Raw genomic sequence first — 11,980 nt, forward strand, 5'->3', positions numbered from 1 at the left:
TCTCGATGAATGACGAATGGCCGCGTCTGTCATTCGTCACCGGTTTGTCCTCTGTCAACGGATCAGCGCACGACCGGCCTGGAGCGCTTTCCGATTGAGCTCAACCAGATCGCCTCGCAAGCCGTGCTCTGCCAGTGCTGCCAGAACCGACTCATCCTCAACGGCCCGTGTCAACTGGAGGTAGGCTCCCAGCATGACCATGTTGGCGACCTTCGGATTTCCCATGTCCTTCGCCGTATCCGTTACCGGAACTTCGATAATCCGGATATCCGTCCGTGCGGGCTTTGTGGTTACCATGGACGAGTTCACCATCATCAATCCGCCCGGCAAAAGCTCATCCAGGAACTTATCCACGGATGGTTCGTTGAACGCGATCAGCGTCGAAGGCCGGTTGATCATGGGGGAGGCAATGCTATGGCGCGAGAGCCTTACGTGGCAATGGGCTGTGCCCCCGCGCATTTCGGGGCCATAGGAGGGAATCCAGGAAACCTGGAGACCCTCTCGCATTCCAGCTTCCGCCAAGGCGATTCCTGCAAAGAGGATTCCCTGGCCGCCGAACCCGCTGATCTTCATGGAAACATCCGCGAGCGCGCCGCTGGCGAGGGCGCCGCGCTTTGGGGTCACGATTCCGGCAGATCCGACCTCGTGCAGGACTTTTTTCTCGGCCTTGGCTTCAACCTTGGGGGTGTTCCCGACGCCGTCGCCGGTGCGTTCTTTGTACAGCTTCAGCGGGAACAGAGGCACCAGGTTTTTCTCCACCCAGTGCGTGGCTTCTTCGGGCGTTGCCTTCCAGCCGGTCGGGCACGCCGACAGCACCTCAACAAGCGAAAAACCGCGACCCTCGATCTGGCACTGGAGAGCACGCCTCACGGCCTTACGCACCTTCATGGTGTGCTTGGCATCGGTGAGGGCGACGCGCTCGATGTAGGCAGGAGCCTCCAGGGCCGAGAGCAACTCGCATATCTTCATCGGGTAGCCCTCATTCGCGAGAGAGCGGCCGTAAGGAGAAGTCGTTGTTCGCTGGCCCACAGGAGTGGTCGGGGCCATCTGACCTCCCGTCATGCCATAGATGCCGTTGTTGACGAAGAAAACGGTGATGTTCTCGCCCCGGTTGGCCGCATGCAGAATCTCGTTGCCCCCGATCGCAGCCAGATCACCATCCCCCTGATACGAGATGACGATGCTGTTCGGACGCACCCGCTTGATGCCGGTGGCTACCGCCGGCGCACGGCCGTGGGCCGCCTGCACATTGCCGACGTCGAGATAGTAGTAGGCGAAGACCGAGCATCCGACCGGACTCACCAGGATGGTTCGATCCTGAATCCCGAGGTCTTCAATTGCCTCGGCGATCAGCTTGTGCAATACACCATGACCGCAGCCCGGGCAGTAGTGCGTGACCTCCAGGTCGCCACCCTTGCGGTCGAAACGATCGTAGAATGTCTCAGGTTTGCTATGCTTGATTTCCCACACACTCGTTCTCCATCTTTTTAATGGCCGCCATGACTTCCTCTTCGGTCGGGATCATTCCCCCCGCCCGGCCCAACAGCCTCACGGGTATCCTCCCGTTGACGGCGAGTCGGACATCTTCCAGAAGCTGTCCATAACTCAGCTCGACAACCAAGGCCGCCTTGGCCTTTGCCGCCAGTTCGCTCAAGCGTCGCATCGGGAACGGGAACAAGGTGATCGGACGCAACAGGCCGATCTTCATACCCCGCCTCCGCGCTTCGTCGACTGTGGCACGCGCCACGCGGCTTGAAATCCCGTACCCGACAAGGAGGAACTCAGCGTCTTTGGTCATGTGCTCGTCCCATAAAACTTCCCGCTCCTCGAGTTGACGGTATTTCGCCTGCAGCTTCAGGTTGTGCTGCTCCAGCTCCTCATGGCGCAGATAGATCGAGGTGATCAGATTCTTACGGGTTGTCGCCTCACCCGAAACCGCCCAGTCCTTTGGAGGCTGCGGGCTGCAGGCAGCCGGAACCTCGACCGCCTCCATCATCTGGCCGAGGGCGCCGTCTGCAAGCACCACAGCGGGATTGCGATATCGATCCGCCAAATCAAAGGCGAGAATCGTCAGGTCACACATCTCCTGAACGCTGTTGGGGGCCAGAACGATGTTGCGGTAGTTGCCGTGTCCGCCTCCCTTCACCATCTGGAAGTAGTCGCCCTGCTCAGGGCCGATGTTGCCGAGCCCGGGCCCGCCACGCATGATATCGGCGATCACGCAGGGCAATTCCGACCCGGCCAGATAGGAGATCCCTTCCTGCATCAAACTTATCCCCGGCCCCGATGACCCGGTCATCGATCGGATGCCCGCCGAAGCTGCGCCGTACACCATCTGGATCGAAGCGATCTCGCTTTCGGCCTGCAGAAAGACTCCCCCAGCCCGCGGAAACAACAACGCTGCCGTTTCGGCAATCTCGCTCGCCGGCGTGATCGGGTAGCCGAAATAGGCCTTGCAGCCAGCCAGGATCGCTCCGTTCACAATCGCATCATTCCCCTTCATCAACTGCCTCATGAATGACCTCCTCCAGATGTCGCCAAACCGGCCGGCAGCGTTTCCTCCTTGGCCGCCTCTTCTTCGCCCTTGCGCACACGCACGGTTATCGCACCGGGCTCGGGGCAAGTATAAAAGCAGATGCCGCATCCGGTACATCCTGAACCCGAATAGGCAACCGCATAGTAACCCTGCCGATTCAAGAAACGACTCTGGGCCAGAACCCCAGTCGGGCACGCCACTACACAGAGACAGCAACCTTTACAGAGATGGGCAGCGATTTGGACGTCGCCCCGATCAGTATCGCCCATGACTTCCTCCAGCCTAGGACAGTAATTCGCCGGTTCGCACATCAAAGCGAAGCGGCGCATGATTGCATCGCAGGAAAGCAAGGCAATCCGCGTTCCGAAAGCCGCGAAGAGGAGAATCTCCACACTACACTGTTAATTATTTAATTTCAACAGGTTACTCAGGCATCTTCGGAGATTGGATTTACCTTAGATTCCGCTACAGTAAAAAATGTGCCATATCACCCATACATTGGGCACGATAACACTAAGATCATACAGGTACTGACCGGAATGTAGAAGTCAGAATTCAAGATCATCCACGTGCCATGGCATTGCTCGCACTTCGGCATATGCCGGAATAAGTCATCAAACCGGGATATCAAGACCTCCTTGTTTATAGCACATTACATATGTTTGAAATTGCCGGGCTTGCGTGATCGCGGCTGAGCCGCGGGATGGGCACCATCCCGGCAAGCTTCTGGGCGGTATAACCCGTTCCTTGCTGCGGGGGCGAGTTTTGACACAGGCAGCACTCGACGAGCCAAATCACTCCTATCGTTTATACTTTGTATTTACAATAATTTGCAGTTTGCTTTGAAACGGTCTTGGAATTCCAAGAACTTGGCAATGGAGTTGCATCCATAGACGTGATGATGACAAGCGCAGATAAGAGCATTCTAGTTGTGGAAGACGAGAAGCTTTTGAGCTGGTCGCTCGCGAAGTCGCTTGCCAAATGGGGCTTCGATGTCCATCCCGCATTTACGGGCGCCGAAGCCATGGCGCAGCTCGAGAAATCCGGATTTGACGTTATTCTGCTCGATTACCAGCTGCCCGATCTGGATGGCTTGCATGTGGCCCGTTGCATTCGGAAGGCGCAGCCCGCTGCCATCATTTTCCTTGTGACGGCCTTTCAGCTTAACGAGCTTGCTGTGGATGAAGGGCTGATTGACGCCTATTTTAACAAGCCGCTTGATTTTCAGCAGCTGCATCAGGCCTTGGTGAATATCCCGCAGTGGTCCGGGGATTCCAGGAAGGCGAGTGGGTCGCAGTCCCGGATCTAGCAGCTATACTTGGAATCCTTTGTGCACGACTACTTCTTCATGCGCTTGAAGAGGTCGTCCATGCTCGAGGAACCGGATTTGGTCTGTCCCGGGGCTGCGGGGGTCGCTTCCGGGGCTGTGGTGCCCAGAGAAGCCAGCATCTCCTGGATGCGGGAACGCCGAGGATCATTCGGGTTGGTCGTCAGAAGCTTTTCCCACGCCTTCCGCGCCTCCCCCACATCATTCTTTCCGTGCAGATAGACAACTCCCAGATTGAAAAGCGTCATTGAATGGGTCGGGTCCACCTGGAGGGACTTCTGAAACTCGGCGATCGCCGCATCGGCCTGCCCCAGGCTCCAGTAGCAGGATCCCCGATCGGTCCTCACGTTGACGTTGCTCGGATCTATTTCCAGTGCCTTGCCATAATATTCGATCGCCTGGCTGAATTTGTTATTGTCGTAGTAAAGGTTTCCCAACTGCACGAGGGCGTTCAGGTCCTTGGGATTGGTGCCGAGCATGGACTTGAGGCTCGCTTCATTCGCCAGGAAGGTGGCAGGATCCATCAGTTGAGTCTGTGGCGGGGCGGAGGTGGCAGAATTGGAAGCTGCAATCGGCGCTGCAGAGGATCCGACCTTGGTTCCGTAATAGTATCCGATTCCCAAACCCACGGCGAGGCAGATGATGCCCACGACGATCGTGGTGCCGGCGGCATCCTTTGCCTTCGACGGCGCTTCTATTCTGTTCGGCATCCCCATAACTTGTACATCCCCCAATCTGTTCCGGATCGGAAAAACGATGAAGCATATCGGGGCCCCTGTCAATACCGACCTCCACTCAAGGACAGAAGACCTTATCGATGTGAGGAACCTGACAAGTGTCGGCAGTCGGAGGCCGGAAGTCTAATCCAGATCGATGTCGCGGGTGGGCTTTTCCACTGGCTGGTCTTTGCTTTTCTTCAGCGCCTCTTCAAATTTCCTCTCCAGCAGTTGAGGCTTGGTCTTTTCGTCTTCGGCGCTTTGGCGAAAGATCGCTTCGCGGCGCGCCGCCTGCTCGCGCAGGAGCAAGTCGACGCGATCGAGGTCCGGAGCGGCCTGATGCCGGGGGGGCGGCGCCTCGTGCGCGATCACTTTCTGCAGGTTCGCGTCAATGGTCAGGTGCGCGCCGCAGCAGGGGCACGTCACGGAGACGCTGCTGCTTTTTGGCTTGGGCATGGGGCCTCCGCTCAATTCTCCCGAAAATGAAGATGTAACACATTCCGATGCTACGCGCCGGCCTGACTCTTGTCAATGCTGCAGCCGTGGAGGATATCCTGCAAACACAAATGCGGCCACGGCTTTCAAGGATTGCGCGGAGGTTTCCGGTAAGGCATGGTTCGCATTATTGACATGAAAGTCCTCTGCGGCCCGGAGGGGGTTGTTTCACTGTGACAGGCGCGGAACTGAAGTGCCCTGAATGTGGTGGCGGCGCCTGGCCTTGATGTCTATCTCTTCGGTTATGCGCGTGGCTCCAGGAAGCTCATGGTCGGGATCGGTTTCAGTACCGCCACAGGGGTTGCGGACACGACGACGCGATTGCGCCCCTGCACCTTGGCCTCATAAAGGGCGGCGTCTGCGGTCTGGATCAGCGAATCGAGATCCTCGATGCAAGCGTTGTACTTGACTACGACGCCGATGCTTATGGTAAAGGATATGGTCACCCGCGGCAGTTCGATAGGCTGGCTGGTAACGCAGGCCTGCAGCCTTTCGGCCTGGTTTTTGGCATTCTCGGTGTCACACCCCGGCAGGATGAACAAGAATTCCTCGCCGCCGTATCGGCCCACGCTGTCGTAGGTGCGGACAGAAGCTCTCATTCTGCGCGTCGCCTCGCACAGGACCGCATCGCCGATTGTGTGCCCGTGGGTATCGTTGATGTCCTTGAAGTGATCGAAGTCGGCCAGCATCAGGCACAGGGGTATACTCTGGCGGTTTGCCCTTTCCAACTCGTTGCGCAGGGCGTCGAGGGCCGCCGAGCGGTTCAGCAGGCCGGTCAGCCCGTCATGAGTCGCCTGGTAACGCAGGGTTTCACGGGCGGAGAGGAGTTCGGCCTGTAGATCCAATATGCGGCGGCCGGCGCGCACCCGCATTTTGAGTTCCTGGGGATCGAAGGGCTTGGGGATGTAATCGTCGGCACCGGCTTCCAGACCTGCGATCACATCCTCCTTTTTATGCTTGGAAGTGAGCAGGAGCAGGTAGATATAGGGTCGGTCTTCGCGCTTGCGGATCTCCCTGCATACTTCCACGCCGTCCATGCCGGGCATGATCCAATCGAGAATGGCGAGCTTCGGGGCGTCGTTACTCTGAAGCAGGCGCCAGGCCTCAAGTCCATTCCGTGCTACAACGACTTCATATCCCCACTTCACAAGAGTCGCCTCGAGAATGTGGCGCAAGACATCATCATCATCTGCGATCAGGACTCTCATCGTTTCCCTTTCCCCTGCAATTCACCGGCATTAGACGCATCGACAGCTGCGGCGGCTTCACCAGTCATTCGGCCCAGGCCGTGGCGGTGGTCTCATGCCGCCCGTCACTGCGCGCTAAACAAGTTGCGTAAGCGCGGGAATCAAGCGCTCGATTTCGCATTCCAGTGCTTCGCAGGCATCAACGGCCTGCCGCAGGTCTCGTGCACGCGCCATTTTCTCAAGCCGGAGGGCGGCTTCGACAGAGGCCGCGCCGCCGAAGTTGCTGACGCATCCCTTGATCGTGTGTGCTGCGCGTTCGAGTGCCTCGGCATCGCTACGGCGCACCGCATCGCGCAACTGCGCAAGCAGCTTCGGATAGCTCCGCCGGAAGAGCTCATAGGCCTGCTGCAACAGTTCCGTATCGCCATCGAAGCGCGCCATGAGATCCTGAGTGTCGAGCAATGGTGGAGGGGCTTCGGGGCTGGAGAGGTCCGGCGCAAGCCGGGCGCCGGCAGGCAGCAGCTGGGCGATGGCCGACATAAAGTCGTTCACACATATCGGTTTGGACACATAGCCATCCATCCCGGCGGCGAGGCACCGCGCCCGATCCCCTTCGATCGCGTGCGCGGTCAGCGCCAGAATCGGTACATGGGAACCGGTGCTCTTCTCGATCTCGCGGATCGCAGCCGTTGCCTCGAGACCATTCATCTCGGGCATCTGTACGTCCATCACGATCAGATCAAACTGCTGTGTCGCAAATGCGCTCACCGCTTCCTTGCCGCTTGTGGCGGGAAAAACAGTATGTCCCCGCTTTTGAAGGAGGCTGGTCACCAACAGTTGGTTGGTGAGGTTGTCCTCAGCCAGGAGGATCCGAAGCGGCCCCGTGCTCGTCGCGTCATGCTCGGGCCGCGGCAACAGAGGCGCACCGGCTTCTTCGGCCTGCGTAAACCACAGCTCGCGATGCCTTTCCCTGGCCAGCGACAGGGCGCGCACGATCGCGTCGTGCAGATCCACTTGCTTCACCGGCTTCATCAGATAGGTGCGGATCTCCAATGCCTGGCAGCGGGCCGAGCACTGCCGGACGTCGGCGGAGGTGAGCAGAATGACAGGAGTATCTGCGATACCCGGCGTGGAGCGGATTTTTTCCACCACAGCAAAGCCGTCCATTCCCGGCATCATGGCATCGAGGAGTACCAGCTCAAAAGGGACTCCGGTCCCGGAAGCCTGCTGCAGGTCACGAAGGGCCGAGGGGCCGTCCCCGGCGATGTGGGGCTTCATGTGCCAGTTGATCAGCATGCCTTGGAGGATGCGACGGTTCGCGTAGTTGTCATCGACAATCAGCACGCGCGCATCGCACAGCGCTGCCGACTTGGCCTGGTTCTGCAGTGTGAGCGGCAGCGATTCGGGAAGCGCAAACGGCAGCTGCACGTGAAACGCACTCCCTATCCCCTGTTTGCTCTCGAGCCAGATTCTGCCCCCCATGATCTCGACCAGCTGAGCGGAGATCGCAAGTCCCAGTCCGGTGCCGCCGTATCTGCGCGTCATGGAACTGTCGGCTTGTGAGAAGGCTTCAAAGATCACGCGCTGTTTGTCTTCAGCGATGCCGATGCCGGTGTCTGTGACCGTGAAGCGCAGCCATGCCCTCTCGTGGGACTCCACTTCGCTTTGGACATGAACGATGATGTCGCCGCGCTCCGTGAACTTGATGGCGTTGTCCACCAGGTTGAGCAGGATCTGGCGCAGCCTGTCCGGGTCGCCGATCAGGGCGTCGGGGACATCGGGCAGGATATTGGCAGTCAGTTCCAGGCCCTTCCGCTGCGCGCGCACGGACAGCGAGTTGAACATGTTGTCGAGAGTCGCGCGCAGCCTGAACTCGGTGGGATCGAGCTGCAGTTTGCCCGCTTCAATCTTCGAGAAATCAAGGATGTCATTGATGAGCAGCAACAGCGAGTTGGCCGAGCTTCTGACGATCTCGAGATACTCGCGCTGCTCTTCGGTGAGTTCGGTGCCGAGCGCAAGTTCCGTCATGCCGATGATCCCGTTCATCGGCGTGCGGATTTCATGGCTCACGTTGGCCAGGAACTGGCTCTTGGCGCGGTTCGCCGCTTCCGCGGCTTCCTTTGCCTCGCGCAGTTCTTCTGCAATGCGCTTGCGCTCGGTGATATCTTCCACGAATCCTTCGTAGTAGAGGAGTTGTCCGAGCTCGTCGTTTACTACACGGGCCTTTTCCGATGTCCAGATAATGCTGCCGTCTTTGCGATACACCTGGGCTTCAAAGGCCGACACGGATCCATGTTCGCGCATCAGGTCGACAAACTGCGCGCGCCGCGCCGGATCGACGTAGATCCGGCGGGCAGTTACGGCGGCCTTGAAATCCTCCGGAGAATCGTAGCCATAGATCCCCACCATGGCCGGATTGCAGTTCAGCAGTTGCCCATCCGGCGTGCTCTGGAACATTCCCTCCACCGCGTTCTCGAAGATGTCGCGGTACTTCGACTCGGCCTCCCGCAGCGCCTTTTCGATGCGCTTGCGTTCGGAGATATTGCGGGCGAAAGCGCAGATGTATCCTTGTCCATCGAATTCCAGATAGTTGCTGGTGATCTCTACCGGAAAATCCCGGCCCTCGCGGGTGCGATGGATGGATTCGAAGGTGTGGGAGCGGATCTTTTTGAGCAATTCCCAGTGACTGGGCCAGCCATCCGCCTGGTAGAGCGGGTCGATGTCATGGATCGTCCGAGCCAGAAGTTCTTCTGCCGTATAATTCAGCCACTGGCAGGCCGCCTTGTTCACATATATCAGACGTCCGTCCTGCCCGATCCAGAAGGCGGAGTCGGAGGTGTGGTCAATGGCAAACTGTGTCAGGCTCGGCGATCGGAGCCTTTTCGGCGCCTGATTGCGCTTGACCCGGAGATGTTTCATCTCCAGTCTTTTCGACTACTTACCAGAGATTCATTAGCCTTCCGAAGCGACGAAGAGAGCGACCGCCTAGCAGCCAAAATCCCAAGGCGCCGGCGGACAGGGCCTTAGTCGTTGCGACGGTCGCGACAGGCACGGCAGATGGATTACCGCAGACTGTGGCCTCAAGCTTCCAACGCGGCCACTTTACCCTTGAAATATGCAGTCGAAGACCGCAAAATGCACTCCCGCGGGAGTTTCTCTCTCCTCACTGCAGGTGTGGCGACGTAGCTCAGTCGGTTAGAGCGTGGGATTCATAACCCCAAGGTCGGTGGTTCGATTCCACCCGTCGCTACCAATCTCATCCCTCGATTGGTATCAACGCAACCAATAATCAAATCAATAAGATGCGGCCAAATTTCGGCCGCTTTTTTGTTGTCCCGAATGGATGTCACATCGGGCCAAAAATCGCTGTTTTTGGCCCGGTATGACACAAGTATGACTGAAGGGCCCGGAGCAGGAAGTTTCGGGTAGTTTGAGCATGAACGGAATCGCAGCAGGTTGTCGTCTGTAGGTCCCAACCCACAGATGCTCGCGCAGACTTACACGACCGAGCGAATCCGCTAAATTTCGCATTCATTTTAACCACATGACTGGTTTCGCACCCGCAGTGTGTAGGCCTGTCGGGTCTTGCCCTTTGGAGCGGACTCGCGCGGCCGCGCTCTGGAAGGAGGTGTGTCGCCATGATTCAAACCGATTCTTTCATACGGGAGGATTTATCGATGGCTCGCATCAGAACGGTTAAGCCGGAGCTATTTCGGCACGAAGATCTGTACCTTGCAGAAAAGCGGACTTGCCTTCCCCTACGACTCTCATACATCGGGCTCTTTACGGTCGCCGATCGCGAAGGCCGTTTTAAGTGGCGCCCGAACGAGATTAAGCTCGATGTCCTCCCTTTTGACGAGGGGGTGGATTTCAGCCGGGTCATGGATGCGTTGGTAGAGCACGGCTTTGTGGTCAGGTACGAAGTAGCCGGCCGGGAGTACGGATGCATCCCGACCTTCACCGAACACCAGCGCATCAACGCCCATGAAGCGGACAGTACACTGCCTGCACCTCAATGCACGGAAATGCATATGCATGCACGTGCAACGACTCCCAATGCACATGTGGAAGGGAAGGGAAAGGAAGGGAAAGGAAAGGAAGGAGATGTATGCTCGGAGCGCGAAGCGTCCTCGCCAACCGTCATCTTGATTCCGCTTGTCAGCGGCGACGAACGCCCCATCACCCAGGCAGACGTTGCGGAGTGGTGCAAGCTCTTCCCTGCCGTAGATGTCCTGCAAGAGCTCCGGAAAATGCGGGCATGGTGCCTGGCCAATCCCAGCCGGCGCAAGACCACTAAAGGGATTCTCCGATTTGTCACTACCTGGCTTTCCAGGGAGCAGGACAAGGGCCACGTCCCCATAAATCCAATCCAGCCAGCTCAGGGCGCCAATGCCGCTGCATCATTGTCGCCTGAACATAAGTTCGATTGGAGCCATTGCGAGATTTGCCAGGGGGATGGGCGACTCCATGTCCGAACCAAAACCACTCCCGATAGTGAACCGGGGCCGGATGATCCGGTAGTGCCCTTCTACAAACTGTCTGATCCCCGGCGGATCGTAAGCCTCGACGCCGAGTATCCGAGCACGGAATGGCGCATTGTGAATTTCCGCTGCTCATGTCCTGCCGGGAAAGCTAAGACGATTCCGCAAACGTGGCCGCGATTGAAACCTCCTCTGCAATCGTTGAAGGCCGACGAGTGGCCCGCGGCTGCCGGGGGTGTGCATTGATTCTGATCGAGGAGAGGCAAAAGGATGAGTGACCAACGGAAGAGGGTAAACGCCAAGCGCAAGGGGACCCGGAACGAACACAAAGCCATCCGGGCGCTCGAGGACGCCGGATATCACTGTACCCGGAGCGCCGGAAGTCTCGGGCTTTTTGACATCATCGCCATAGGGCGTCAGGGCGTTCGACTGGTGCAGGTGAAGACAAACGAGGATGCGCGGCCGCATGAACGAGAACAGATTCAGGTCTTCGACGGGGTTCCGCCCGGAGCCACCAAGGAAGTCTGGATCTACCACGACTATGCCCGCAAGCCGGTAATCAAAGTGCTGTAGGGGGCTCCATGGAAACCGAGCAAAAAGACAAATGCTATCGCCACTGTCATCGGTTCGGCGCGGCTGTCGTGGTGATCGCTGCAATGATCAGGCGACTGATCGATCGCAAGTACACAGGGAGTTTCACCATCCATTTCTGCGCCGGCGAAGTCAAAAAAGTTGACCAGCACGCCACCTACTCGATGGACGACGTGAAGAAAATAGCGGAGGCCGTGTGAGCGTAACGAAATTCAAGCCGTCCGAAAACAGGTCCATCCCGTGCAGCCTCGAAGCCGAGAAGGCGGTCCTGGGCGTCGCGCTTCTTGACGACAAGGCGATCTACACGGCCCGCGCGCTACTCACGCCCGAAGAGTTCTACCCCGAGGCGCATCGTCGCATTTTTGAGGCGATGAGCGTCCTGGCCGTTCAGGGTCGGCCGATCGAGATGATTACGGTCAAGAACGAGCTCGAAAGGATGGACGCCCTGGATAAGGCCGGCGGAGTTGTCTACATAGCTTCTCTGACAGACGGAATGCCGCGCGCACTGAACGTCGAGCACTATGCGCGGATTGTCAAAGACAAGGCTGCCCTGCGACGGACCATTCACGTCGCGAACGAGGCGATACAGAAATGCTTCGCCGGGGAGCATACGCCCGAAGAGGTCCTGAACGCGGCGCAACAGGGCC

General features: G+C 58.2%; 12 protein-coding genes and 1 tRNA gene. 6 read left to right on the plus strand and 7 right to left on the minus strand.

Features of this window, described 5'->3' with window-relative positions; genetic code table 11:
* Nucleotides 1-54: 54 nt before the first annotated feature.
* The 3 genes from LAP85_12115 to LAP85_12125 are packed head-to-tail and all read right to left on the minus strand — an operon-like array spanning nt 55 to nt 2,805.
* The gene (locus LAP85_12115) at nt 55-1,470 is read right to left on the minus strand and encodes a 2-oxoacid:acceptor oxidoreductase family protein (protein MBZ5497141.1); all 1,416 of its coding nucleotides are present in this window, start codon (nt 1,468-1,470) and stop codon (nt 55-57) included.
* Nucleotides 1,451-2,515, minus strand: a complete 1,065-nt coding sequence (locus LAP85_12120; protein MBZ5497142.1) for a 3-methyl-2-oxobutanoate dehydrogenase subunit VorB — start codon at nt 2,513-2,515, stop codon at nt 1,451-1,453. The genes LAP85_12115 and LAP85_12120 overlap by 20 nt, the downstream gene beginning before the upstream one ends.
* Nucleotides 2,512-2,805, minus strand: coding sequence for a ferredoxin family protein (locus LAP85_12125; GenBank protein ID MBZ5497143.1), 294 nt, complete (start codon nt 2,803-2,805; stop codon nt 2,512-2,514). Before LAP85_12125 ends, LAP85_12120 begins: the two co-directional genes overlap by 4 nt.
* Nucleotides 2,806-3,431: 626 nt before the next feature.
* Here LAP85_12125 and LAP85_12130 point away from each other — a divergent pair.
* Nucleotides 3,432-3,845, plus strand: coding sequence for a response regulator (locus tag LAP85_12130; protein MBZ5497144.1), 414 nt, complete (start codon nt 3,432-3,434; stop codon nt 3,843-3,845).
* Nucleotides 3,846-3,874: 29 nt separating this feature from the next.
* Here the strand turns inward: LAP85_12130 and LAP85_12135 are convergent, their stop codons facing one another.
* From LAP85_12135 to LAP85_12150, 4 genes are all read right to left on the minus strand, one after another.
* The gene (locus LAP85_12135) at nt 3,875-4,573 is read right to left on the minus strand and encodes a tetratricopeptide repeat protein (GenBank protein ID MBZ5497145.1); all 699 of its coding nucleotides are present in this window, start codon (nt 4,571-4,573) and stop codon (nt 3,875-3,877) included.
* A gap of 150 nt (nt 4,574-4,723) precedes the next feature.
* Complete coding sequence (locus tag LAP85_12140; GenBank protein MBZ5497146.1) at nt 4,724-5,035, minus strand: hypothetical protein; 312 nt, start codon at nt 5,033-5,035, stop codon at nt 4,724-4,726.
* Between the two features lie 281 nt (nt 5,036-5,316).
* Nucleotides 5,317-6,282, minus strand: coding sequence for a diguanylate cyclase (locus LAP85_12145; GenBank protein ID MBZ5497147.1), 966 nt, complete (start codon nt 6,280-6,282; stop codon nt 5,317-5,319).
* 114 nt (nt 6,283-6,396) lie between these two features.
* Nucleotides 6,397-9,180: a response regulator gene (locus LAP85_12150; GenBank protein ID MBZ5497148.1), complete on the minus strand. Its 2,784-nt coding sequence runs from the start codon at nt 9,178-9,180 to the stop codon at nt 6,397-6,399.
* Between the two features lie 257 nt (nt 9,181-9,437).
* Between LAP85_12150 and LAP85_12155 the strand changes: the two genes are divergently transcribed.
* The 5 genes from LAP85_12155 to LAP85_12175 all read left to right on the plus strand — a co-directional run.
* A tRNA-Met gene (locus tag LAP85_12155) sits at nt 9,438-9,514 on the plus strand.
* A 424-nt stretch (nt 9,515-9,938) separates the two neighbouring features.
* Nucleotides 9,939-10,988 (plus strand): hypothetical protein, encoded by a 1,050-nt coding sequence (locus tag LAP85_12160; protein MBZ5497149.1) that lies wholly within the window; start codon nt 9,939-9,941, stop codon nt 10,986-10,988.
* Nucleotides 10,989-11,012: 24 nt separating this feature from the next.
* Nucleotides 11,013-11,315 (plus strand): hypothetical protein, encoded by a 303-nt coding sequence (locus LAP85_12165; GenBank protein ID MBZ5497150.1) that lies wholly within the window; start codon nt 11,013-11,015, stop codon nt 11,313-11,315.
* 8 nt (nt 11,316-11,323) lie between these two features.
* The gene (locus tag LAP85_12170; GenBank protein MBZ5497151.1) at nt 11,324-11,533 is read left to right on the plus strand and encodes a hypothetical protein; all 210 of its coding nucleotides are present in this window, start codon (nt 11,324-11,326) and stop codon (nt 11,531-11,533) included.
* A partial coding sequence (locus tag LAP85_12175) for a replicative DNA helicase (protein MBZ5497152.1) occupies nt 11,530-11,980 on the plus strand: 451 nt, incomplete at its 3' end. The genes LAP85_12170 and LAP85_12175, both read left to right, overlap by 4 nt.

This window comes from Terriglobia bacterium (assembly GCA_020072565.1).
In the GTDB taxonomy this organism is placed as follows: Bacteria; Acidobacteriota; UBA6911; order UBA6911; family UBA6911; genus JAFNAG01.